The sequence below is a fragment of the Pseudomonas sp. LBUM1674 genome, assembly GCF_059695635.1.
Map to the genome: position 1 here is coordinate 5,953,705 of NZ_CP166779.1, position 24,162 is coordinate 5,977,866.

20 protein-coding genes are annotated in these 24,162 nt (G+C 59.1%); 8 read left to right on the forward strand and 12 right to left on the reverse strand.

Going from position 1 to position 24,162, the window contains the following annotated elements; genetic code table 11:
• The first annotated feature begins 106 nt into the window (after positions 1-106).
• Positions 107-1,531, forward strand: coding sequence for an aminotransferase-like domain-containing protein (locus tag ACA067_RS27380; protein WP_497459344.1), 1,425 nt, complete (start codon positions 107-109; stop codon positions 1,529-1,531).
• A 178-nt stretch (positions 1,532-1,709) separates the two neighbouring features.
• On the opposite strand, the gene cyoE is transcribed toward ACA067_RS27380, so the two are convergent.
• The 12 genes from cyoE to ACA067_RS27440 all read right to left on the reverse strand — a co-directional run bounded on the left by cyoE (position 1,710) and on the right by ACA067_RS27440 (position 13,464).
• A complete protein-coding gene (gene cyoE, locus ACA067_RS27385; RefSeq protein WP_154998166.1) occupies positions 1,710-2,597 on the reverse strand; it encodes a heme o synthase in 888 nt (295 codons plus the stop codon).
• Between the two features lie 11 nt (positions 2,598-2,608).
• Positions 2,609-2,944, reverse strand: a complete 336-nt coding sequence (cyoD, locus tag ACA067_RS27390) for a cytochrome o ubiquinol oxidase subunit IV (protein WP_497459345.1) — start codon at positions 2,942-2,944, stop codon at positions 2,609-2,611.
• A complete protein-coding gene (locus tag ACA067_RS27395; RefSeq protein ID WP_064679616.1) occupies positions 2,945-3,571 on the reverse strand; it encodes a cytochrome o ubiquinol oxidase subunit III in 627 nt (208 codons plus the stop codon). It abuts the gene before it with no gap.
• A 3-nt stretch (positions 3,572-3,574) separates the two neighbouring features.
• Positions 3,575-5,605 (reverse strand): cytochrome o ubiquinol oxidase subunit I, encoded by a 2,031-nt coding sequence (cyoB, locus tag ACA067_RS27400; RefSeq protein WP_497459346.1) that lies wholly within the window; start codon positions 5,603-5,605, stop codon positions 3,575-3,577.
• A gap of 3 nt (positions 5,606-5,608) precedes the next feature.
• A complete protein-coding gene (gene cyoA / locus ACA067_RS27405; protein WP_497459347.1) occupies positions 5,609-6,553 on the reverse strand; it encodes a ubiquinol oxidase subunit II in 945 nt (314 codons plus the stop codon).
• Between the two features lie 823 nt (positions 6,554-7,376).
• Positions 7,377-7,886 carry a disulfide bond formation protein B gene (locus tag ACA067_RS27410; RefSeq protein WP_338920591.1) on the reverse strand — a complete coding sequence of 170 codons (510 nt, stop codon included), beginning with the start codon at positions 7,884-7,886 and terminating at the stop codon, positions 7,377-7,379.
• Positions 7,887-8,122: 236 nt separating this feature from the next.
• On the reverse strand, positions 8,123-8,899 hold the full coding sequence (locus ACA067_RS27415; protein ID WP_497459348.1) for an ABC transporter substrate-binding protein: 777 nt from the start codon (positions 8,897-8,899) through the stop codon (positions 8,123-8,125).
• A gap of 308 nt (positions 8,900-9,207) precedes the next feature.
• Positions 9,208-9,660: a molybdopterin synthase catalytic subunit MoaE gene (gene moaE / locus ACA067_RS27420; RefSeq protein WP_497459349.1), complete on the reverse strand. Its 453-nt coding sequence runs from the start codon at positions 9,658-9,660 to the stop codon at positions 9,208-9,210.
• 3 nt (positions 9,661-9,663) lie between these two features.
• Positions 9,664-9,906, reverse strand: a complete 243-nt coding sequence (moaD, locus tag ACA067_RS27425) for a molybdopterin converting factor subunit 1 (RefSeq protein ID WP_497459350.1) — start codon at positions 9,904-9,906, stop codon at positions 9,664-9,666.
• Positions 9,903-10,376: a cyclic pyranopterin monophosphate synthase MoaC gene (moaC, locus tag ACA067_RS27430; protein ID WP_064679623.1), complete on the reverse strand. Its 474-nt coding sequence runs from the start codon at positions 10,374-10,376 to the stop codon at positions 9,903-9,905. The genes moaD and moaC overlap by 4 nt, the downstream gene beginning before the upstream one ends.
• Positions 10,377-10,608: 232 nt before the next feature.
• Complete coding sequence (locus ACA067_RS27435) at positions 10,609-12,003, reverse strand: PhoH family protein (protein ID WP_338920595.1); 1,395 nt, start codon at positions 12,001-12,003, stop codon at positions 10,609-10,611.
• Positions 12,004-12,339: 336 nt separating this feature from the next.
• Positions 12,340-13,464, reverse strand: coding sequence for a polysaccharide deacetylase family protein (locus tag ACA067_RS27440; protein WP_497459351.1), 1,125 nt, complete (start codon positions 13,462-13,464; stop codon positions 12,340-12,342).
• 265 nt (positions 13,465-13,729) lie between these two features.
• On the opposite strand from ACA067_RS27440, the gene yaaA reads away from it, so the two are divergent.
• From yaaA to algG, 7 genes are all read left to right on the forward strand, one after another.
• Positions 13,730-14,509, forward strand: coding sequence for a peroxide stress protein YaaA (gene yaaA, locus ACA067_RS27445; RefSeq protein WP_497459352.1), 780 nt, complete (start codon positions 13,730-13,732; stop codon positions 14,507-14,509).
• An 825-nt stretch (positions 14,510-15,334) separates the two neighbouring features.
• Positions 15,335-16,651, forward strand: a complete 1,317-nt coding sequence (locus ACA067_RS27450) for a nucleotide sugar dehydrogenase (protein WP_497459353.1) — start codon at positions 15,335-15,337, stop codon at positions 16,649-16,651.
• Between the two features lie 185 nt (positions 16,652-16,836).
• A complete protein-coding gene (alg8, locus tag ACA067_RS27455; RefSeq protein WP_497459354.1) occupies positions 16,837-18,318 on the forward strand; it encodes a mannuronan synthase in 1,482 nt (493 codons plus the stop codon).
• 35 nt (positions 18,319-18,353) lie between these two features.
• The gene (locus tag ACA067_RS27460; RefSeq protein ID WP_497459355.1) at positions 18,354-19,523 is read left to right on the forward strand and encodes a PilZ domain-containing protein; all 1,170 of its coding nucleotides are present in this window, start codon (positions 18,354-18,356) and stop codon (positions 19,521-19,523) included.
• A 15-nt stretch (positions 19,524-19,538) separates the two neighbouring features.
• Positions 19,539-21,059, forward strand: a complete 1,521-nt coding sequence (gene algK, locus ACA067_RS27465) for an alginate biosynthesis TPR repeat lipoprotein AlgK (protein ID WP_497459356.1) — start codon at positions 19,539-19,541, stop codon at positions 21,057-21,059.
• The gene (locus ACA067_RS27470; RefSeq protein WP_497459357.1) at positions 21,056-22,543 is read left to right on the forward strand and encodes an alginate export family protein; all 1,488 of its coding nucleotides are present in this window, start codon (positions 21,056-21,058) and stop codon (positions 22,541-22,543) included. The genes algK and ACA067_RS27470 overlap by 4 nt, the downstream gene beginning before the upstream one ends.
• A gap of 26 nt (positions 22,544-22,569) precedes the next feature.
• Positions 22,570-24,156, forward strand: coding sequence for a mannuronan 5-epimerase AlgG (gene algG, locus ACA067_RS27475; RefSeq protein WP_497459358.1), 1,587 nt, complete (start codon positions 22,570-22,572; stop codon positions 24,154-24,156).
• Positions 24,157-24,162: the final 6 nt, after the last annotated feature.

The window sequence follows — 24,162 nt, forward strand, 5'->3', positions numbered from 1 at the left end:
GACAATCAGGAAAGTCTTCAAGGCGATGGTAGAGAGAGACGCTTGTCCTGATCAGAGCAAGTTCGTATAGAATCAAACGAACTTTACTGCCGGAGAGACCAGTAAAATGCAGGTTCAACGCGCAGTGATCGCCGCCATCGAGTTCCAGCCGGGTGTACCGCTGGTTCAGCAGATCGTCGATCAACTATCGGAGTCAATCAAACAGGGCGGGCTGCCCCACGGCTCCAGATTGCCGCCGATTCGCGAACTCTCCGACCTGATGAACGTGGGCAAGTCCACAGTGGTGGATGCTCTGGACCGCTTGCGGGCCAAGGGATTGGTGGTGTCACGCCAGGGTTCGGGGCATTACGTGCACCGCACCAGCACCACGCTGAACACCGGCACCGGCACCGGCCCGGACCTGCAACCTCAAGACACCCTTAGCGTGGTCCGCCGCGCACTGCTGCTGGACAATGGCGCCTTGCGTCCCGGCTGCGGATTCCTGCCTACCTCGTGGCTGCCCGCCGATGAACTGCTCAAGGCCGTGCGCGGCACGCTGCGCGCGACCAGCCTGCGCATGGGCGAATACGGCGTTGCCGGTGGCTACCTGCCGCTGCGTCAGGCGTTGCGAGTCAAGCTGTCGACCTTCGGCATCGAAGTGCCGGTGGACCAGATCATCACGACCGCCAACACCATGCAGGCCATCGACCTGCTGATGCGCCTGCTGATCAAACCCGGTGACACGGTGCTGCTCGACGATCCCTGCTACTTCAACATGCACGCCAACCTGGCCTTGCACGGTGCCAAGGTCGTCACCATCGCCCGGGATTGCGACGGCATGGACTTGGAGGCGTTCGAGCAACGGGTGATCGCCCACAAGCCTGTGCTCTACATGACCAACAGCACCTTGCACAACCCGACCGGGCATTCGTTCTCCCCGGCACAGGTTTATCGCTTGCTGGAGCTGAGTCACCGGTATGGCTTCCACATTCTGGAAGACGACTTGTATTGCGACATTCAGCAACGCCGCACGCCTCGACTGGCGGCGAGCGGGCTGGACAATGTCAGTTACATCTCCGGTTTCTCCAAAACCCTGACGGCCAACAGCCGGGTCAGTTATGCGGTGCTGTCACCGCAACTGGCGGCAAGGATGGTTGCACTGAAAATGGCCTGCGGTGGCGTGACTTCGGAACTGGCGGAGCAGATTACTTGCACCATGCTCAGTGACGGGAGCTACACCAAACATGCGCGGCGCATAGTGGATCGGCTTTATGAGTCGAGCAGTCGGGTGGCGAGTTGGCTGGTCGAGGCGGGTTGCTCGGTGTCTTCGCTCCCGGGTGAAGGGCTGTTTATCTGGACTCGGTTGCCTGAAGGGTTGCATGCCGAAACGCTGGCGAAGAAAGGCCTGGAAAACAACCTGGTACTGGCGCCCGGCACCTTGCTCAGCAAAGCTCCCGATGCCAGCCACTTCCTGCGTTTCAACGTGGCCCACGGCGATCACACCCAGGTTCGCGAGCGGTTCTTCAAGTTGCTCGACGATTACAAAAAGTAACTACCCACCAACCCAGGTTCTGCGCTCTCAAGTTCGAAATCAGGGAATTTCTGCTGTTTACCTGACTAATTATTGTCGTCTGTCCGACGATGGCGGCAGCACGGTCCACCAGAAAATCCCCAATAAAAAACCCCGCACTTCTCTCGAAGGCGGGGTTTTTCGTTACTGCATCCAAATCTTAAGGCGCGTAAGTCAGCAACAACTCACTCGGCACCTGGAAATCCAGCGACATCATCACGCTCAACGCGGTAATGGTGAAGATCGAGAACACGAACAGCTTACGTGCCCAGACCCTGTCATCCACTGCCTTGTAGCCGGTCCAGGCCATGTACAGCCAGTACATGCCCATGGCCGCGGCGACGGCGAGGTAGCTCATGCCGGCGTAGCCGCTAAAGGTCAGCATCAAGGTCGCCACGAGGAACGCCAGGATGTAGAGCAGGATGTGCTTCTTCGCCACTTCAATCCCGCGCTTCACCGGCAGCACCGGGATCGATGCGGCCAGGTAATCGTTGAAGCGGAAGATCGCGATGGCATAGGAATGCGGCATCTGCCACAGGCTGAACATCACCAGCAGCGTCAGTGCGGCCATGTCGAAGCTGTTAGTCACCGCGACGTAGCCAATCACCGGCGGCATGGCGCCCGACAGACTGCCCACCAGCGTGCCGTGAACCGACTTGCGCTTGAGGTACAGGCTGTAGAAGCCGACGTAGATGACGAAGCCGATTACCGCGAACAACGCGGCCAACGGGTTGGCCACCTTGTACAACAGTGCAACGCCGAAAACACCCAGGATGGTCGCAAACGCCAGGGCCAGTTTCAGGGAGATCAAGCCCTGGACCAGCACCCGGTTCTTGGTGCGTTCCATCTTCAGGTCGATGTCGCGGTCGATGCAGTTGTTGAACACGCAACCGGAAGCCACCACCAGGGACGTGCCGATCATCGCAGCCAGGAAGATGGCCAGATCGACATGCCCTTTGGAGGCCAGGAAAAATCCGCCTGCCACTGAAAGCACGTTACCGAAAATGATCCCCGGTTTGGTGATTTGGATAAAGTGCTTCAAGGACATCCGGACTTACCTCAGTGCGCCATCATGTTGGTGTGGATGCTGAACATGATCCACAGCGACAGGCCTACCAGCAGGACGATTACCAATGCTGCGAAGACAAACGCGATCACGTTGTTACGCTGGGCAGCGGAGCGGTCCAGGTGGAGGAAGTACACCAGATGCACCAACACCTGGATCACTGCGAAGATCAGTACGATCCACAAGGTCATGGCTTTCGGCAGCGACGGATACATCACCAGGCCGAAAGGAATGACGGTCAGGATCACCGACAGGATGAAGCCGATAGCGTAGGACTTGACGCTGCCGTGGCTGGCGTCATGGGCGTCATGGGCGTGTGCGTTAGCCATTTACATAGTCCCCATCAGATAAACAACGGTGAATACGCAGATCCACACCACGTCCAGGAAGTGCCAGAACAGGCTCAGGCAGCTCAGACGGGTCTTGTTGGTCGCCGTCAGGCCGTTTTTCTGCACCTGGTACATCATGATCGCCATCCAGATCAGACCGCTGGTCACGTGCAGACCGTGGGTACCGACCAGGGTGAAGAACCCGGACAGGAAGCCTGAACGGCTAGGGCCGAAGCCTTCGGAGATCAGCAGGTGGAACTCGTTGATCTCCATGGCGATAAAGCCGGCGCCCAGCAGGAAGGTCATGCCCAACCAGGTCAGCACACCCTTCTTGTTACCCTTGAACAGCGCCAGCATGGCGAAGCCGTAGGTGATCGAACTGAACAACAGCAGAGCGGTTTCGCCCAGCACGTAAGGCAGTTCGAAGATGTCGGCGCCCGACGGGCCGCCCGCTACGTTGTTAACCAGTACCGCGTACACCGCGAAGATCGACGCAAACAGAATGCAGTCGGTCATCAGGTAGAGCCAGAAACCGAATACGGTCATCTCGCCCGAGTCGTGGTGATGGTCATCGTGCCCATGTCCATCGACATGGGTGTGTCCAGCATTGGTCACTAAGTTCGACATGGTTTAAGCCTGTTCCAACGAGGTTTCAACACGGGTGGCGGTGGCTGGGACTTTCCCGGCCGCTACCAGACGTTTGTGCTGCTCGGCTTCGATGCGCTCGATGACATCCACCGGCACCATGTAGCCCTGATCGTCACGGGCGGCATGGATGGTGAAATACACCACGGTGCCAACCAGACCGACGATGGCCAGCCACCAGATGTGCCAGATCATCGCGAAACCGAACACGGTCAACAGCGCGCCCATGACCACACCGGTCGCGGTGTTGTTGGGCATGTGGATCGGCTCGTACTTGGCCGGAGCCTTGTACGCAGTGCCGTCTTCCTTGGCTTCGGTGAACGGGTCGATGACCTCGGCTTTTGGCAGCACGGCAAAGTTGTAGAACGGCGGTGGCGACGAGGTCGACCATTCCAGGGTATGGGCATTCCACGGGTCACCGTGTTCGCACATGTTCTCTGGCTTATTGCGGTCACGCACGCTGACGTAGAGCTGGATCAGCTGGCAGGCGATACCGACGGCGATCATCACCGCACCGAACATGGCAACGTACAGGTACGGTACCCACTCAGGGTTGGTGGTGGCGTTCAGACGACGGGTCATGCCCATGAAGCCCAGGACATAGAGCGGCATGAACGCGACGAAGAAGCCGGTGATCCAGAACCAGAATGCCGCCTTGCCCCAACCTTCGTGCAGCTTGAAGCCGAACGCTTTCGGGAAGTAGAACGCAAAGCCTGCGATGTAGCCGAATACTGCGCCGCCGATGATCACGTTGTGGAAGTGCGCGATCACGAACAGGCTGTTGTGCAGAACGAAGTCAGCACCCGGGATGGCCAGCAATACGCCGGTCATGCCGCCGATGGCGAAGGTCACCATGAAGCCCAGGGTCCACAGCACCTGGCTGGTGAAACGCAGACGGCCCTGGTAGATGGTGAACAGCCAGTTGAATAGCTTCACCCCCGTCGGGATCGAAATCAGCATCGTCGCCAGGCCGAAGAAGGCGTTGACGCTGGCACCCGAACCCATGGTGAAGAAGTGGTGCAGCCAGACCATGAAGCCCAGGATCGAGATCGCGCCACTGGCGTAGATCATCGAGTGGTGGCCGAACAGTTTCTTGCCGGAGAAGGTCGAGATGACTTCGGAGAAGATCCCGAACGCCGGCAGAATCAGGATGTACACCTCGGGGTGACCCCAGGCCCAGAACAGGTTGACGTACATCATCGGATTGCCACCAAGTTCATTGGTGAAAATGTGGAAATCCATGTAACGGTCAAGCGTCAGCAGTGCCAGGGTAGCGGTCAGGATCGGGAACGAAGCCACGATCAGGACGTTGGCCCAGGTGCAGGTCCAGGTGAAGATCGGCATGTCCATCAGCTTCATGCCAGGGGTACGCATTTTCAGCACGGTGGCCAGGAAGTTGACCCCCGTCAGCGTCGTACCCAACCCGGATAGCTGTAGCGCCCAGATGTAGTAATCCATCCCCACGCCAGGGCTGTATTGCAGGCCCGACAGCGGTGGATAGGCAACCCAACCGGTCTTGGCGAATTCGCCGACGCCCAGGGACAGGTTGATCAGCACTACGCCGGATACCAGCAGCCAGAAGCTCAGGGAGTTCAGGAACGGATAGGCAACGTCACGCGCGCCGATCTGCAGCGGCACTGCAAGGTTCATCAGGCCGGTGAAGAATGGCATCGCCATGAAGATGATCATGATCACACCGTGGGCGGTGAAGATCTGGTCATAGTGTTCAGGCGGCAGGTAGCCTGGCGAACCCTCGGTGGCCATGGCCAACTGGGTCCGCATCATGATGGCGTCGGCAAAACCGCGCAGCAGCATGACCATGGCGACGATGATGTACATCACGCCGATTTTCTTGTGGTCGACCGACGTCAGCCACTCGGTCCACAGGTAGGTCCACTTCTTGAAGTAGGTGATTGCAGCGAACAGCGCCAGACCACCGAGTGCGATCATGGCGATGGTTATCATCACGATCGGTTCGTGGAACGGGACCGCTTCCCAACTTAATTTACCAAACATCGTTTACTCCTCTGCCCCGGCAGCTGAATGCGAACTCATGTCCATCCCTTCCATCTGGGCCACTTCTTTCTCTTTCTTCTCGTGGTGCATCGGCTTGCCCGGTTTCATGCCTTCGTACTTGTCGACGATGATCTGGAACAGGTTTGGCGTGACCGAGGAGTAGAGCTCGACTGGGTTGTTCTGGCTTGGTTTGGTAAGGGCTTCGTATTCAGCTGTTTCCAGCTGTTTAGGTGCCTTTTTGACTTCGCTTACCCAGGCGTCGAAATTTTCCTGAGAAGTTGAGATCGCTTTGAATTTCATGCCGGTGAAACCTGCGCCGCTGTAGTTGGCGGAGATGCCTTCCATTTCAGCGTCACGGTTGGCAATCAGGTGCAGCTTGGTCTGCATGCCGGCCATCGCGTAGATCTGGCCGCCCAGGCCCGGGATGAAGAACGAGTTCATCACCGAGTCCGACGTCACCTTGAAGTTGACCGGTGTATTGGTCGGGAACACGATCTTGTTGACCGTGGCGATGCCCTGTTCCGGATAGATGAACACCCACTTCCAGTCCAGCGAGACCACTTCGATGGTGATCGGCTTGACGTCGGATTCCAGCGGACGATACGGGTCAAGTTCGTGGGTTGACACGTAGGTGACGTAACCCAGGGCAATGATGATCAGGATTGGAACGGTCCACACCGCGATTTCAATCTTGGTGGAGTGGTTCCATTTCGGGGTGTAGGTCGCGTTGGTGTTGGACGCGCGGTATTTCCAGGCGAACAGGAAGGTCATGACGATGACCGGGATCACGACCAACAGCATCAGCAGCGTCGCGGTGATGATCAGGTTTCGCTGCTCCAGGCCGACCTGGCCCGTGGGATTGAGCAAGGTCATGTTGCAGCCTCCCAGCAACAGCGTGCCGAGCAGCGGCACTATGCCTAGTAATCTTGGGTACCTGTTTTTACTCATCTCACGACCTCTAAAGCAGCTTGCGCAATGCAGTTGGGTTTTGATCGCCAACACTTCACCCTGCCAAGGGTTGGCATTTTTCTTGGATTGAATAAGGGCTGCCCGTCGCGCGTCAGACGCTGTTCGACAAATCCTGGGACAGCGGTGAGTTCTTATTCGAATTCGTGGTCAAAGGCCTTGTTACAGACCAATTCCATTTGGTGCGGATAGTGGAGGCACCGACACCTGGGAGTCGCATGAAGCCATCCGGCCTCTCGACGCCCTATTCCTGCTCGTGCACCTGTGTAAGGGTGAGCAGTGCCGGGAATTCAGTGCGGGCGATTGTAGTGACGTAGCGAGTCATAAACCATGTCTCATCCCGAAATAATTTTTATCCATTTCAGCAACAATCATTCACGAATTTCGCAAAAGTCCGGCATATTATCGAAATTCATTCTCAACAAAAACACCAAAAATAGTAGGTCTACCGCACTCAGTTCAGACAGTATCGAAGGCTCTACGTCCTCCTTCGACCCGGCCCAAGCCCCTATGCGACAAGGGCTCCGCCCTTTCGCCAAGCCCTGTTAAAACTGCCTGTTCGGGCGTTTCAGGGTCGAAGCCGCCCGCCGTTGAAAAAGTCGCTTTTTGTTGCGTAGACTGACGCGAATTCACGGTCTCGAAATGCCTTGCGACACTCGCGCTGTGACAACATGTCGCACATATGCCGCCCCCCGACTTGTCGCGCATCAAGGTCTTTTTACCTGCCCTCTGCCATGCAAAACGCCCCGGTGCTCTCAACGAGGACCGGGGCGTTTTGGGTTGCCATGGCGAGCGGAGGATGGCCTCAGCGCAACGCCTTGCGGTTACGCGAAGTCAGCAGCGGCACCAGGATGACCACCAGTACAAAGGCTACCAGCGCCCATTGGGCGAGCGACAGGCCGAGAATCGGCGGGTACGGCGTCGAGCAGAAGCCGTCGACCTGGAAGCCCAGCGGGAAGATCTTCGCCAGCGGCAAACCGTCGACAATCGGTTGCAGCACATCGATGCCGCAGCTGACTGTCGGATAGAACTGGGTGTAGACGTGATGCCCGGCCACCCCGACGCCTGCCAGGGCGCAGATCACCACCAGGGTTTCAAACACCGTGATGCTGCGGCGGGTGCGCATGGCCGCGCCGATGAAGGCGAAGATCGCAATCAGCAACAAGGCGTAGCGTTGCAGGATGCACAGTGGGCACGGCGCCTCGCCCAGGACGATTTGCATGTACAGCGCGCCGCCGATCAGCGCCAGGCAGATGGCGCCCAGTAACACCAGATAGCGCCGTTCACGGCCCAGCCGCATTGTTTCCTCGCTCATTGCGTTTCCCTTCTGAATATCGATTGCCCAAAGTCTACACGCTGGCCCCGACCTTTGAGAGCCTGGCGCGCACGGATGGGTATCGGGAAATAGACGACAAGCCGGTTAAGAAGGGATTAAAAATTGGGCGATGTGTTGAATTTTGACCAGGCCGATGGCCTCTTCGCGAGCAGGCTCGCTCCCACAGTTGAAATGCATTTCACTGTGGGAGCGAGCCTGCTCGCGAAGGCGTTCGATCAGTCGCCGTAGATATCAGACTTGAAGTACTTCTCGGAAATCTTCTGGTATTCCCCGCTGGCGCGAATGCCGTCGATGGCGGTGTTCAGTTGCGAGACCAGCTCGCTGTTGCCCTTGCGCACCGCGATCCCCGCGCCCTCGCCCACGTATTTCGGATCCTTGAGCTCGGGCCCGACAAACGCATAGCCTTGGCCACGAGGCATCATCAGGAAGTCATTCAGCGGAATGGTGTCGGCAAAAATGGCATCGAGACGACCGGCCGCCAGGTCCATGTAGATCTCTTCGTTGTTGCTGTAACGCTTGACGTTAACGCCCTTGGGTTCAAACACCTCGGTGGCATATCGGTCAGTAGTGGTGGCGCGCTGCACGCCGATTGTCTTGCCTTTAAGGCTGGCGTACTGATCATCCACCACCGCGCCTTCCTTCATCACCAGGCGCGATGAGGTGAAGTAGTACTTGTGGGTGAAATCCACCGACTTCTTGCGGTCTTCGTTGATGGTCATGGACGACAGCGCCATGTCGATTTTCTTCACCTTCAGGGAAGGAATCAGACCGTCGAACTCACCTTCGACCCACTGGCACTTGACCTGCATCTGCGCGCACAGGGCATTGCCGATGTCATAGTCGAAACCGACAATCTTGCCGTCCGAGCTTTTCGAGGCGAACGGTGGATAGGCCGCCTCGATGCCGATGCGCAGGGTTTTCTCGGCGGCGAACAGTGTGCTGCACGCCAACAGGCTCAGGGCCAGACCGGTGATGAGGGGGAATTTCTTCATGTTCGTTCTCTCGCGGGTTGTTGTTGGTTTGGCAAGACAGAAGAATGAGCTGAAACGGGGGGAAAGCCTTTTTTGTACTTGTAATTCCATACTGGACTTTTATGTATGGGTCGTCAATTGGGGGGAATAAAGATGTGCCGGCCGGCGGTCGGGAGGCGGGTCTGGGAGGTTTTGGGTGCAGCGGATGGCCTCTTCGCGGGCAAGCCCGCTCCCACAGGTTTTTACGTTGTTCACATATTGTGTGCACGACACAAAACCTGTGGGAGCGTGGCTTGCCCGCGATGGCGTACTTGCGGACACTGCAGAACTTACTGCTTCCAGCGATCCGCCGCCGCATGATCACTGTCGCGCCCTTCCACCCAGCGCGCACCATCAGGGGTGTGCTCTTTCTTCCAGAACGGCGCGCGGGTTTTCAGGTAGTCCATGACAAAGGCGCAGGCGTCGAACGCCGCCTGACGGTGGGCGCTGGCGGCGCCGACGAAGACGATCGGCTCACCCGGCTCCAGGGCGCCGATGCGATGCAGCACTTCCAGCTTGAGCAGCGGCCAGCGCTGCTCGGCCTCAACGGCGATCTTGCCCAGGGCTTTTTCGGTCATGCCCGGGTAGTGCTCCAGAAACATCCCGGCCACATCGAGCCCGTCATTGAAGTCGCGCACATAGCCGACAAAACTCACCACCGCACCGACGCCGACATTGGCGGCGTGCATGGCGTTTACTTCAGCACCCGGATCGAACGCCGTGGACTGCACGCGAATCGCCATGGCTCAGCCTCCGGTTACAGTCGGGAAAAACGCCACTTCGTCGCCATCGCTCACCGGTTCGTCGAGCTGGCACAGGTCTTCGTTGCGGGCGCACATCAGGTTCTGCTCGCTCAACACCTCGGCGCCGTCGCGCTGGGCCAGCAATGCACGCACGTCATCGACGGTAGCGAAATCCCCTTCAACCTTCACCGAGTCGACGCCAAGCACCTCGCGATAGCGAGCGAAAAACTTCACGGTGAGGTTCATGGCTGATCCGCCTGGAAATGGCCGCTCTTGCCGCCGAGTTTCTCCAGCAAACGCACGCTTTCGATGGTCATGCCGCGATCCACGGCCTTGCACATGTCATAGATCGTCAGCGCCGCGACGCTGGCCGCGGTCAGGGCTTCCATTTCGACGCCGGTCTGCCCGGACAACTTGCAGCGCGCGACGATGCGCACGGTATCGTCGCCTTCGGCACTGAGTTCGACCTTGACGCCGGTGAGCAGCAACGGATGACACAGCGGGATCAGATCGCTGGTTTTCTTCGCCGCCTGAATGCCGGCGATACGCGCCACGGCAAACACATCACCCTTGGGATGACCGCCGCTGACGATCATTTGCAGGGTGTCGGGCAGCATGCGCACCAGCGCCTGGGCCGTCGCTTCGCGGAAGGTCACGGCTTTTTCGGTGACGTCGACCATGTTGGCGCGACCTTGGGAATCGAGATGAGTCAGCACAGGGTTACTCCTGATCAGGAGTCCCGATTGTAAACCTGTGGGTCAGATTTCCGCACCTTTGATTATCGGGTCACTGCAACCTTGTGGGAGCGTGGCTTGCCCGCGATGCAGGCGATGCGGTTCAACAGGTAAACCGAGGTGATGCCATCGCGGGCAAGCCCGCTCCCACAGGGTTATTCGCCGGGCAAAAAAAATGGGCGGCCTGTGAGGCCGCCCGGTTTTGGTGAGGTTGTTACAAATGCGATTCGGCGTATTCAGCCAGAATCGAACGCGGCACCCCTTGCAGGGTGATGTGCACACCATTGGGGAAGTCTTTGAAGCGTTCGGTCAGGTACGTCAGCCCGGAGCTGGTCGCGGACAGGTAAGGGGTGTCGATCTGCGCCAGGTTGCCCAGGCACACCACTTTGGAACCGGCACCGGCACGGGTGATGATGGTTTTCATCTGGTGCGGCGTGAGGTTCTGGCATTCATCGATCAGGATCAGGCTCTGCTGGAAGCTGCGACCCCGAATGTAGTTGAGGGATTTGAACTGCAGCGGCACTTTGCTGAGGATGTAGTCGACGCTGCCATGGGTACTTTCGTCGTCCATGTGCAAGGCTTCGAGGTTGTCGGTGATGGCGCCCAGCCAGGGTTCCATTTTTTCCGCTTCGGTACCGGGCAGAAAGCCGATCTCCTGGTCCAGGCCCTGCACGCTACGCGTCGCGATGATCCGCCGATAGCGCTTGCTGACCATGGTCTGCTCGATCGCCGCCGCCAGGGCCAGAATGGTTTTACCCGAGCCGGCGGCCCCGGACAGGTTGACCAGGTGGATATCCGGATCGAGCAAGGCGTACAGCGCCAGGCTCTGATAGATGTCACGCGGTTTCAAGCCCCAGGCTTCCTGGTGCAACAAGGGTTCCTGGTGCAGGTCGAGAATCAGCAGCCGGTCTTCCTCGATCTCCTTGATCCAGCCGACAAAACCCTGTTCGTCGATGATGAACTCATTGATGTGCACCGCCGGCAGGTTGTCGATCAGCTGCACCTGGTGCCAGGTGCGGCCATGGTCCTGACGGGTTTCGACATTCTTCACGCGATCCCAGAACGAGCCGTCCATGTTGTGATAACCATTGGGCAGCAGCGAGACGTCGTCCACCAGTTGGTCGGTGCTGTAGTCCTCGGCCGCAATCCCGCAAGCCCGGGCCTTGAGACGCATGTTGATGTCTTTGGTGACCAGCACCACGGGCAGCTCGGGCTCGCGCGCGTGCAGGTCGATCAACTGGTTGATGATGATGTTGTCGTTCAGGTGCTCGGGCAGAATGATGTTTGGCTCGGCACGCTTGCTCATCAGAATCGACAGCAAACCCTTGGGCCCGCTTTTGCCCCGCTGGATCGGCACACCGAGTTCGACGTCTTCAGGACTGGCATCGCCCAGGGTCTTGTCGATCAGGCGAATCGCCTGGCGGCATTCCGCGGCCACGCTGTGATGCCCGCTCTTGAGCTTGTCCAGCTCTTCGAGCACGGTCATGGGGATGGCAACGTGGTGTTCTTCGAAGTTAAGCAGGGCGTTTGGATCGTGAATCAATACGTTGGTATCGAGTACATAAAGGATTGGCTGGTTGGAGGAAAAACTACGTCCGTGATCATCCATACTCGGTCACCTTTGTGGGAGCCAGTCGACGCAATACCGTGACAGTGCTGCGCCTCGAAGTGGCCACCGAATTCACCTGCGAGGGTTCAAGTGAACTGCGAACAAGCTGGGTCTTGGAAGACGCCACCTGTGTTGCAGGTTTCGGCGGTCTGTCTTCGTAATACTCCAAAACCTGTGACAGTAAAAAGTACTTTGACGCTTTTTTGAAGTTTATTTTTCAGAGTGACGAATAGCCCTTGGCGTGCAGGCAATGTGCCGTTAAAGTCGGAAGTCCGCCTGCACCGAATTCTCTGCCGAAATCGCCCTTCGCCCAATGTTTACGGCCTTTTGCCATTTTCAGCGAAACCCTGCCTGACAGTCTTCCCAACCGATCCCGCTTTGCGCCGTCTGCGTGATGAGCCAGGGCATCGCCGTTTTCACTCCCTCCTGCTTCACATTGAAGTTGATCACGCCGTGACGCCACAACAGCATCAAGGTCAACACGCGTTGCGCGCTCTGGTCGGGCTTGAGCTTGCCGGCTCCATCCTGGGCATCGATATCCCACAGCGCCACTTGCAGGCCCTGGGCGTTGAAGAAGCCTTCAGCGTCCGACCGACGTTGACCGTCAGGCGGACGGAACAGCGGCACGTAATTCTCCGGCAGTTTGCCTTTGACCAGTTCGACGCTGCGTCGAACCGAGTCCTGCCAGTCCTGCCAGTGGCTGTGGGAGCGGAACTCCCAGCCCTGCACGCCGATACATTGCGTTGAATAAGCCGCTTGCAGGCTGGCGACTGAACGTTCGGCCAGGCGCGCCTGGATGTCCTTGCCGAGGACGAAGAAGGTACCAGTCATGTTCGACTTGCGCAGGTACTCGGTCACCCAGGCGGTGTTGTCCGGGGTGGCGTTGGCGGCGCTGTCGAAGGTCAGCAGAAACAGCCGGTCATTCATCGTGTCGCCGTTGCGCTCATGGTCGCCGAAACGTTCGACTTCGCTGCTGGCCTGCGGAAACAGCGCGGCCTTGCGCAATTGCTCGTCCAGGTACCGGGCATGGAACAGGCGACTCGGTTCTGCCCACTTGATGTAGTAGCTGTCGTCACTGACCTGAAACTTGGCGGCCTGCTGGCGCAAGGTGTCCAGGTCCTCGACCAGGAAACAGAAGGAGGCATCCTGATCGCAGCTTTGCTGGGCGAAGGTGTAGTTGGCCAGCAGGCGCTGCCACAGGCGCTGACGCAGGTTGTTGACCGACTCCAGGTTGATCGTGCGCAGGCCCAGGCGCCGGGCAAGAGCCGCTTCATCCAGGGATTCGCTGGCCAGCAGGACATGGGCGAACATCAGAATTTCGGCGCGCGAGGCGACGTCGAACAGGGTCGGGTTGTTGAGCTGTTCTGGCCAGGTACTGCGATCAAGCGTCGCCGCCTCGCCCGGTGCCGCCAGGGCACTGAAGCTCAAGAGCCAGGCCGAGAATAGAAAAGCGATGCGCAATGGGATGTCTCCGTAACAAAACCCGGGCGGCACTATAGCTGATGCGGCCATTATTCCCGCAGCAGCACCGAACCCCTGTGGGAGCGAGCTTGCTCGCGATAGCGATCCGACATTCAATATTGATGTCGACCGGCACGCCGCCATCGCGAGCAAGCTCGCTCCCACAGGGGATAGTGGATAGCCATCGATCACCTATTACCTCGATAGCTGGAGTCAACACGGACAACCCCCTAGAATCGCCCCCACGATTAAAGGAGACGACTTCATGCTGATGGTGATTTCCCCCGCCAAGACCCTCGACTACGAAACACCGCCGGCAACCCAGCGTTTCACCCAGCCGCAATACCTTGACCATTCCCAGGAGCTGATCCTGCAATTGCGCGAGCTGAGCCCGATGCAGATCAGCGAGTTGATGCATGTCTCCGACAAGATCGGCGGGCTCAACGCCGCGCGTTTTGGCAGCTGGACCCCGGCCTTTACCCCCGCCAACGCCAAACAGGCACTGCTGGCGTTCAAGGGTGACGTGTACACCGGGCTGAATGCGCAAACCTTCAGCGAAGCCGACTTCGATTACGCCCAGCAGCACTTGCGCATGCTGTCCGGACTCTATGGCCTGTTGCGCCCACTGGACCTGATGCAGCCGTATCGGCTGGAGATGGGCACCAAACTGACCAACGCCCGCGGCAAGGACCTATACGCCTTCTGGGGCACGCGGATCAGCGAATGGTTGAACGAAGCGCTCGCCGATCAAGGTGACGACGTGCTGCTGAACCTGGCCTCCAACGAATATTTCTCGGCGGTCAAGCGTAGCGCCCTGAACGCGCGCATCATCAATACCGAGTTCAAGGACCTGAAGAACGGCCAGTACAAGATCATCAGCTTTTACGCGAAAAAAGCCCGGGGAATGATGAGCCGCTTTGTCATTGAAGAGCGTGTCAACGACCCGGCAGCCCTCAAACAGTTCGACGTGCAGGGCTATCGCTACAGCGCCGAGCAGTCCTCGCAGGACAATCTGGTCTTTCTGCGCGATCACGCTCCAGAGTAGCCACCCGGTCGGCGCACGACACTTCATGGCCCGTCATGCGCCGACGTCTGATCGTCCGACAATACCCCGCCCTGTTCGCCGTATTATTGGCGCCAAAAACCCAACACCCAAATCCCTAACTTTAGTTTCACTCGACACTGCTGAAATTTTTCCGTAGTGGCACCGGAAATTTTCAGCAGTAGTGGCACAAAACTATCTAAGCCGCTCAGAACCCTATGTATCAAGGGTGAAACAGGCAATGCCATCAATATGAGAGCAGTGCCATCTTTCTCAATATTTCAAGAAATTTCAGAATTCGCGATGAGCGGACCGGAACTATGTCCAAATGCGTAGTTCATACCACCGGTAACGATTCTCACGGTGCATGTACGAGATAACTTACGCAGAAAAGTGATTCACGCAGCAAAGTTTTTCACATCAACTTCTGCTGCCAATCCCTGATTTGGGCAACACATGAAGGACAGGAGATAACGCATCAACACTATCCCCTGCCAGGCCAAGGCCGCGCCCCTATAAACGTGCTCAGCTGAGCACCCAACCGCTTGATTTACGGGCTTATTGCCTGGCATTGAGCGCGCAAGACCTTTGCACCAATGACTTCTGAACAGAAGCTTGGCTGCATGACAGGGCACATCATAATAACAAGGCCTAGTTGCGCACATCTTGAGTGCACTTATTTAGACACTCGGAACTTAGATGCGTGCTCGCTGCATTGTGACGCCTGTAAGGCCGCACTTGCGAGCGCACTATGACCGCTTAACACCATTAATCCCGGCCATGTAATGGCTTGGTGAAACAGGCTTGATTAACTGAGAGGTAAATGCGATGCGCATCAGCATATTTGGTTTAGGTTACGTCGGTGCAGTATGTGCCGGTTGCCTGTCTGCACGGGGCCATGACGTCGTTGGCGTCGATGTCGCCAAAGACAAGATCGATATGATCAATGCCGGCAAATCGCCGATCGTTGAACCGGGTCTGGGCGAACTGCTGCAGAAGGGTATCGAGACGGGCAAATTGCGCGGCACGACCAACTTCGCCGAAGCGATTCGCGACACCGACCTGTCGATGATCTGCGTCGGCACGCCGAGCAAGAAAAACGGCGACCTGGAACTGAACTACATCGAAGCCGTGTGCCGCGAGATCGGTTTTGTCCTGCGTGACAAGACCACCCGCCACACCATCGTGGTTCGCAGCACCGTGTTGCCGGGTACCGTGGCCAACGTCGTGATCCCGATTCTCGAAGACTGCTCCGGCAAGAAAGCCGGTGTCGATTTCGGCGTAGCAGTGAACCCTGAGTTCCTGCGTGAAAGCACCGCGATCGCCGATTACGACCTGCCGCCAATGACCGTCATCGGCGAGTTCGACAAGGCCTCGGGCGACGTTCTGCAATCGCTGTACGAAGAGCTCGACGCACCGATCATCCGCAAGGACATCGCTGTTGCCGAGATGATCAAGTACACCTGCAACGTATGGCACGCCACCAAGGTGACCTTCGCCAACGAGATCGGCAACATCGCCAAGGCTGTCGGCGTCGATGGTCGTGAAGTGATGGACGTGGTCTGCCAGGACAAGACGCTGAACCTGTCCCAATACTACATGCGCCCTGGTTTCGCGTTCGGCGGTTCCTGCCTGCCCAAAGACGTTCGCGCCCTGACCTACCGCGCCGGTTCCCTGGACGTGGAAGCTCCGCTGCTCAACTCGCTGATGCGCAGTAACGAGTCTCAGGTGCAGAACGCTTTCGACATCGTCTCCAGCCACGGCAAACGCAAAGTCGCCCTGCTAGGTCTGAGCTTCAAGGCCGGCACCGACGACCTGCGCGAAAGCCCGCTGGTTGACCTGGCGGAAATGCTGATCGGCAAGGGCTACGACCTGAGCATCTACGACACCAACGTCGAGTACGCCCGTGTTCACGGCGCGAACAAGGATTACATCGAGTCGAAGATCCCTCACGTCTCGTCCTTGCTCAACGCCGATTTCGACGAAGTGATCAACAACTCCGACGTGATCATCCTTGGCAACCGTGACGAGAAGTTCCGCGCTCTGGCGCAGAACGCTCCACACGGCAAGCAAGTGATCGACCTGGTCGGCTTCATGTCTCAAGCGACTAGCGTCGCCGGTCGCACCGAAGGCATCTGCTGGTAACCGGCAGGTTGTAAGCGCTTCGCGCTTCGCCAGCAAGCCGGCTCCTACAAATCACCGCAAACCTGTAGGAGCTGGCTTGCCAGCGAAGGCGTCTTCCCGGGCGCCGCAACCTTCGGCATTTACGCCTGCCTTAACCCCATCGGGCCACCCCACAGGCTCGCCCGAGATCGAGACGGATGCAGATTATGCACAGGCTAAAGCACGGCCTACTTCAGGCCGCCGGTTGGCTGTTTTACCTTAGTTTATTGATGGGCATCGCCATGGCGTTGCCTGCGTCCACGTTCGACTCCGAGTCGAAGGACTTTATCTTCCTGATCGGTATCGTCGGTATCTGGCGCTACTCGATGGGTGCCACGCACTTTCTGCGCGGCATGCTGTTTCTGTACGTGGTCTACCCGCACCTGCGGCGCAAAGTGCGCAAGCTGGGTAAAGCGGCAGACCCGTCCCATGTGTTCCTGATGGTCACCAGTTTCCGTATTGACGCGCTGACCACCGCCCAGGTCTACGCCTCGGTGATTCGCGAAGCGATCGACTGCGGCCTGCCGACCACCATGGTCTGCTCCATCGTGGAAATGTCCGATGAGAAGCTGGTGAAAAGCCTGTGGTCGCGGATGAACCCGCCGGACCGCGTCAAGCTCGACTTCGTGCGCATTCCCGGCACCGGCAAGCGCGACGGCCTGGCCTACGGTTTCCGCGCCATCTCCCGCCACTTGCCGGACGACCGCGCCGTGGTTGCAGTGATCGATGGCGACACCGTGCTGGCCGAAGGCGTCGTGCTCAAGACCGTGCCGTGGTTCCAGCTGTTCGGCAATGTCGGCGGCCTGACCACCAACGAGTTCTGCGAAGTGCGCGGCGGCTACATCATGAGCGAATGGCACAAACTGCGGTTCGCCCAGCGCCACATCAACATGTGCTCGATGGCCTTGTCCAAGCGCGTACTGACCATGACCGGCCGGATGTCGGTATTCCGCGCCTCCGTGGTCACCAACCCGGACTTCATCGCCGACGTCGAAAGCGATTCGCTGCAACACTGGCGCCTGGGTCGCTTCAAGTTCCTCACCGGTGATGACAAGTCGAGCTGGTTCAGCCTGATGCGCCTGGGTTACGACACGTTCTACGTGCCGGATGCCGCGATCCACACCGTGGAACACCCGCCGGAAAAAAGCTTCATCAAGGCCAGCCGCAAACTGATGTTCCGCTGGTACGGCAACAACCTGCGCCAGAACTCCCGTGCCCTGGGCCTGGGGATGAAACGCCTCGGCCTGTTCACTTCGGTGGTGCTGTTCGACCAGCGTGTGTCGATGTGGACGTCGCTGCTGGGCCTGACGGTCGCGCTCATCGCCACCTTCAAGTACGGCGCCGCGTTCATCCTGGTTTACCTGCTGTGGATCGGCATTACCCGCCTGATCCTGACCGTGCTGCTGTCGTTGTCCGGTCACAAGATCGGCCCGGCCTACCCGGCGATTCTCTATTACAACCAGATCGTCGGCGCGCTGGTGAAGATCTACGTGTTCTTCCGCCTCGACCGACAGTCCTGGAGTCGCCAGCCCACTTCCCTGACCCGTGATCTCGCCAGCTTTCAAGGTTGGTTCAACACTTGGTCGTCTCGGACCATGACCTTCTCCGCCGGCAGCATTTTTGTTGCCGTGCTGCTGATGATGGTCTGACCGAACTCGCCTGAATTAACTAGGAAATCGTCTATATGAATACCGCCGTCAACGCCAACGTAGTGCATGAATCAGAAGCCCAGCGCCAACACGCCCGAGTGAAAATCCCGGCCAAGCTGCGTTTCTTCGGTCCTGACCGGACTCCGGTTGAAGCCCGGGTCATCGACCTCTCCGCTGGCGGCCTGGCCTTCAACGCCGGTCAATTGCCACTCAAGGTCGGCGAGGTCTACAAGGCTCGCCTGCAATTCGTCATCGATAACCTCGGCCTGGCCATGGACGTGGAGCTGCAAGTACGCTCCTTCGATCGCGAGACCGGTCGTGCCGGTTGCCAGTTCCAGAACCTGGAGCCGCGGGACATTTCCACCCTGCGCCACCTGATCACCTCGCACCTGGCCGGCGACATCGTCAGCGTCGGTGAGATGCTGGCGACCCTGCAGCGCGACAACTTCACCAAGGCGCGCAAGGTCAAGGATGGCGGCCATGGCATGACCCCGTTCGGTCGTCTGCGCGCGGTGACTTTCAGCCTGGCGATTTTCCTCGTCGGCCTGACGGCCTTCGGTTTCATCTTCAAGTCGGTGTATGGCATGTACTTCGTCAGCCACGCCCAGGCTGGCCTGGTCAGCGTACCGGCGATGAACATCACCATGCCGCGCGACGGCACCGTGCAGAGCCTGATCAAAGCCGACGGCGTTGCTGCCAAAGGCGCCCCACTGGCGACCTTCAGCACCAGCATGCTTGACGTGCTCAAGGGCCACCTGGACGAAGACCAACTGCAACCGGCCAAGGTTGAAGAGCTGTTCGGCAAGCAAATGACCGGCACCCTGACCTCGCCATGCGATTGCACCGTGGCGCAGCAACTGGTTGCCGACGGCCAGTACGCCAGCAAAGGCGACGTGATCTTCCAACTGGTGCCGCGCAACAGCGAAGCCAATGTTGAAGCGCGCTTCTCCTATCGCCAGTTCGGCGACGTACTGCCAGGCAGCACGGTCAGCTTCCAGATCGCCGGCGAAGAAAAAACCCGCAGCGGCACGATCGTCAGCAGCACCAGCCTGAACAGCGCCGACCTGTCGTCCGACATCCGCGTACAGATCAAGCCTGACGAGCCCCTGAACAGCGCTTTCGCCGGTCGCCCGGTTGAAGTGAACAGCACCCGTGGTCCGAACCTGAACTGGCTGATCGACAAAGCCATGGCCGCCGGTCTTTAAACAGAGGACATGCCCGTGACGACTCCAACTATCCTCAGCACACCGCATACCCTGTGGGAGCGAGCTTGCTCGCGATGGGATCGGCGCGGTCTGTCTGATGCACCGAGCTGCCAGCATCGCGAGCAAGTCGGATCGCCGCACCGTCGCTCCCACACTGGTTATGCATTCTGTGCACTGGCCCTGGCGGTCAGCCTCAGCGGTTGCGCCGGCCTGCCCGACCAGCGTCTGGCCAACGAAGCCCTCAAGCGCGGCGATACCGCGGTGGCGGCGCAGAACTATAAGCAACTGGCAGACCTGGGCTACAGCGAAGCCCAGGTCGGCCTGGCCGATATCCAGGTCGACAGCCATGACCCGGCGCAGATGAAACAGGCCGAGGCGACTTACCGCGCCGCGGCCAGCGTCTCGCCGCGGGCTCAGGCACGCCTGGGTCGTCTGCTGGTGGCCAAACCCGGTTCCACCGAAGCCGAACAGCAGGAAGCCGAAGGCCTGTTGAAGAAAGCGTCCGCCGCCGGAGAAGGCAACACCCTGATCCCGTTGGCGATGCTGTACCTGCAATACCCCCACAGTTTCCCCAACGTCAACGCACAGCAGCAGATCAGCCAGTGGCGCGCCGAAGGCAAGCCGGAAGCAGGCCTGGCCCAGGTGCTGCTGTATCGCACCCAAGGCACTTACGACCAGCATCTGGACGAAGTGGAAACCATCTGCAAAGCCGCGTTGAGCACCACCGACATCTGCTACGTCGAACTGGCCACGGTCTATCAGAAGAAAGCGGCGCCTGAGCAACAGGCCGAGCTGATCAAGCAGATGCAAGCGGCCCAGGCTCGCGGCGCGGTTTCAGCTCAGCGCGTGGACAGCGTCGCTCGCGTACTGGGTGATACAACCCTGGGCACGACCGACGAGAAAACCGCGCAGTCGCTGCTCGAAGGCATCGCACCGGGCCACCCCGCTTCCTGGGTCAGCCTGGCGCAACTGCTCTACGACTTCCCTGAGCTCGGCGACGTCGACACCATGATGAAGTACCTGGACAACGGCCGCGCCGCCGACCAGCCCCGCGCCGAACTGTTGCTGGGCAAACTCTACTACGAAGGCAAAATGGTCCCGGCCGACGCCAAGGTCGCCGAAGACCACTTCAAGAAAGCCGTCGGCAGAGAAGTGGCCGCCGATTACTACCTCGGCCAGATTTATCGCCGTGGCTACCTGGGCAAGGTTGACTCGCAAAAAGCCCTGGATCACTTGCTGACCGCTGCGCGCAACGGCCAGAGCAGTGCCGACTTCGCCATCGCCCAATTGTTCTCCCAAGGCAAGGGCACCAAGCCCGACCCACTTAACGCTTACGTCTTCAGCCAATTGGCCAAGGCCCAGAACACCCCGCAAGCCACCGAGCTTGCGCAAACACTCGAAGCCCAGCTGCCGCCTGCCCAGCTTGCCGAGGCCCAACGCCTGTTGAAACAAGAACAGGCCGTTCGTGGTGCCTCGAGCCAGAACACCCTGGAACTGCATGCCCTGGAAGAAGAAGACGGCGAGGAATCCCTATGAAGTTGAATCCATTCGTTAAGGCCGGTATCGGCCTGTCATTCGCCCTGCTGTGGTCGTGCCCGACCCTGGCAGCTTTGACCGAAAGCAAGAACTACGGCCTTGATGTGAAAGTCACTGCCCAGTCTGAAGACGATACCGACCTGGGTACGGCGAGCGGCGGCGACGTCAATGGCGTCGGCCTCGACCTGCGTCCGTGGATCTATGGCGAAAGCGGCGCGTGGAGCGGCTACGCCATGGGCCAGGCCGTGACGTCCACCGACATCATCGAGACCGACACCCTGCAGCAGTCCGACAGCGACGGCACCCAGGCCACCGACAACGGTGATCGCAAGAGCAAGAAGAACTACCTGGCGATGCGCGAATTCTGGGTCGGCTACAGCGGTCTGACGCCCTACCCCGGCGAGATCCTCAAGCTCGGCCGTCAACGCCTGCGCAATGACGATGGCCAGTGGCGCGACACTAACATCGAAGCCCTGAACTGGACCTTCGACACCACCCTGTTGCGCGCCAACGCCGGTGTTGCCGAACGCTTCAGCGAATACCGCACCGACCTCACCGAACTCGCGCCCAAGGACAAGGATCGCCTGCATGCCTACGCCGATGCGGCGTATCAGTGGAATCCGGGCAACTGGGTCGGCATTCGCGGGCATCACACCCACGATGACGGCAAACTGGATTACGCAGAGCCGGGTGTGGCTGCCGATTCCCTGGACAAGAAAGAGAATGGCGACATCAGCTGGATCGGCCTCACCGCCGACAGCGATGCCTACAACTGGCGCAACACCAATACCGTCAATTACTGGGGCAGCATCACCGGCATGAGCGGCGACCGCGACACGGTCAACCCGCTGAACGCTGACGGCACAGCGCCGGCACAAGCCAAGACCAGTGGCGATGTCGATGGCTGGGCCACTGACCTGGGCGTGCGTCTGCGCCTCGATCCGCAATGGCAAGTCGGTGCAGCCTATGCCCGTGCCAGTGCCGATTACGAACAGAACGGCCTGCAAAGCAACCGCTCGAACTACACCGGTACCCGCTCGCGGGTTCACCGTTACGGCGAAGCCTTCCGTGGCGAAATGAACAACATGCAGAGCGCTACCCTGTTCGGTTCGTGGATGCTCAACGACGAATACGACGCCAGTGTGATCTACCACAAGTTCTGGCGCGTCGACGGCAACAAGCCAGTCGGCAGCAACGGCATCAACGCCGTGCAGAACGACACCGATGACGTGACCGGCGCCGTGCTCTCCAGCACCTCGCTGCCGCTGGAAGATGGCAACAAGGACCTCGGTCAGGAAATGGACGTGGTCGTCACCAAGTACTTCAAGCAGGGCCTGCTGCCCGCGGCCTTGAGTCAATCGATCGATGAGCCTTCGGCGCTGGTGCGTTTGCGCGGCGGCGTATTCAAGCCGGGCGATGCCTACGGCAAAGGCGTCGACTCGTACATGCACCGTGCATTTGTCGACGTGATCTGGCGCTTCTGATGCGAACAGCGAAGGGAGTTCCTCACATGAACAGTCCGAAGAGAGGCTCGATCACCTTGCTGGCCGGCGCGATGCTGCTGGCAAGCTCGGCGGCCTTCGCCAGCGTGGAACCGGCACCCCCCCAACCAGGGAAGCCGGCCACCGTGGCCAAGGAGCTGCAACAGGCCAAGACCTATACCGTCAGCAGCGCCCCGATCGCGCCGCTGGAGATGGAAAAGCCGAAACTGCCGGACACCTCCGGCTACACCGCCGAGGCCGTTGCCGCGAAAATCGTGCGCACCAAGCCTGGCAAAATCAGTGTGCGTCGGATGATGCAGGAAGACGCCCTGAAGGACTTCATCGGCGGCGACAACAAGATGGCCGAGTGGGTGGTGCGTCAGCACGGCATCCCGCAGGCGATCTTCGTCGACGACGGCTACATGAACCTCAAGGACCTGGCGAAGAAGGTACCCAAGCAGTACTTCAGCGAAACCTCGCCGGGTGTGTTCCTGGCGAAGTTGCCGATCGTGGTCGGGAACAAGGGCATCCTGGAAATCGACAAGCAGACCCAGGAATTGCGCCTGTCCCAGGAAGCCGGCTCGTTCCTGGTCAACGACGGCCAGCTGTTTGTGCACGATACCAAGATCACCGGCTGGCGCGAGAAGGAAAACGGCCCGGCGACCTTCAAGTCGGCGAAGGAATTCCGTCCGTTCCTGCTGGCCTGGGGCGGCACCCAGACCTACATCGCCAACAGCAAGATGGCCAGCTTCGGCTACGCCAACAGTAAGTCCTACGGCGTGAGTATCTCGCAGTACACGCCGAACATGGCCAAGGTGCTCAAGCGCGCTGAACCGACCGGCTGGATCATCGATTCCGAGTTCTCGGACATGTGGTACGGCTTCTACTGCTACGAAACCGAAGACTTCGTGGTGAAGGGCAACACCTACAAAGACAACATCGTCTACGGCATTGACCCCCATGACCGCTCGCACGGTCTGATCATCGCCGACAACACGGTGTACGGGACCAAGAAGAAGCACGGGATCATCATTTCCCGTGAGGTCAACGACAGCTTCATCTTCAACAACCGCAGCTACGACAACAAGTTGTCGGGCCTGGTGATCGACCGTAACAGCGTGAACAACCTGATCGCCTACAACGAGATCTACAAGAACCACACCGACGGCATCACCCTCTACGAGAGTGGCAACAACCTCTTGTGGGGCAACAAGGTGATCAGCAATCGCCGCCACGGCATCCGGATTCGTAACAGCGTGAACATCCGCCTCTACGAAAACCTGGCCATGGCCAACGGCCTGACCGGTGTCTACGGCCACATCAAGGACCTGAGCGACACCGACCGGGACATCGACCTCGATCCGTTCGACGCCCAGGTGTCCCTGATCGTCGTCGGTGGCGAACTGGCCGGCAACGGCAGCGGACCGCTGTCCATCGACTCGCCGCTGAGCGTCGAGTTGTATCGCGTGTCCATGCTCGCGCCGACCAAATCCAGCGGCATCAGCTTCAACGGGATTCTTGGCGAGCGCCAGGATGAAATTCTCGACCTGCTGGTGCGCCAGCAGAAAGCCGTGCTGATCGACCCTGTCGAACGCCAGACCGAAATGCAGGACTGAGGATAA

Bases quoted from the DNA above. Each gene is read 5' to 3' on its own strand.
- ACA067_RS27470 (WP_497459357.1), top strand. From the start codon at position 21,056: ATGAAGTTGAATCCATTCGTTAAGGCCGGTATCGGCCTGTCATTCGCC.
- yaaA (WP_497459352.1), top strand. From the start codon at position 13,730: ATGCTGATGGTGATTTCCCCCGCCAAGACCCTCGACTACGAAACACCG.
- ACA067_RS27435 (WP_338920595.1), bottom strand. From the start codon at position 12,003: ATGGATGATCACGGACGTAGTTTTTCCTCCAACCAGCCAATCCTTTAT.
- ACA067_RS27380 (WP_497459344.1), top strand. From the start codon at position 107: ATGCAGGTTCAACGCGCAGTGATCGCCGCCATCGAGTTCCAGCCGGGT.
- ACA067_RS27460 (WP_497459355.1), top strand. From the start codon at position 18,354: ATGAATACCGCCGTCAACGCCAACGTAGTGCATGAATCAGAAGCCCAG.
- cyoB (WP_497459346.1), bottom strand. From the start codon at position 5,605: ATGTTTGGTAAATTAAGTTGGGAAGCGGTCCCGTTCCACGAACCGATC.
- moaE (WP_497459349.1), bottom strand. From the start codon at position 9,660: ATGGCGATTCGCGTGCAGTCCACGGCGTTCGATCCGGGTGCTGAAGTA.
- ACA067_RS27415 (WP_497459348.1), bottom strand. From the start codon at position 8,899: ATGAAGAAATTCCCCCTCATCACCGGTCTGGCCCTGAGCCTGTTGGCG.
- moaD (WP_497459350.1), bottom strand. From the start codon at position 9,906: ATGAACCTCACCGTGAAGTTTTTCGCTCGCTATCGCGAGGTGCTTGGC.
- alg8 (WP_497459354.1), top strand. From the start codon at position 16,837: ATGCACAGGCTAAAGCACGGCCTACTTCAGGCCGCCGGTTGGCTGTTT.
- ACA067_RS27395 (WP_064679616.1), bottom strand. From the start codon at position 3,571: ATGTCGAACTTAGTGACCAATGCTGGACACACCCATGTCGATGGACAT.
- ACA067_RS27410 (WP_338920591.1), bottom strand. From the start codon at position 7,886: ATGAGCGAGGAAACAATGCGGCTGGGCCGTGAACGGCGCTATCTGGTG.
- ACA067_RS27450 (WP_497459353.1), top strand. From the start codon at position 15,335: ATGCGCATCAGCATATTTGGTTTAGGTTACGTCGGTGCAGTATGTGCC.
- cyoD (WP_497459345.1), bottom strand. From the start codon at position 2,944: ATGGCTAACGCACACGCCCATGACGCCCATGACGCCAGCCACGGCAGC.
- algG (WP_497459358.1), top strand. From the start codon at position 22,570: ATGAACAGTCCGAAGAGAGGCTCGATCACCTTGCTGGCCGGCGCGATG.
- cyoA (WP_497459347.1), bottom strand. From the start codon at position 6,553: ATGAGTAAAAACAGGTACCCAAGATTACTAGGCATAGTGCCGCTGCTC.
- cyoE (WP_154998166.1), bottom strand. From the start codon at position 2,597: ATGTCCTTGAAGCACTTTATCCAAATCACCAAACCGGGGATCATTTTC.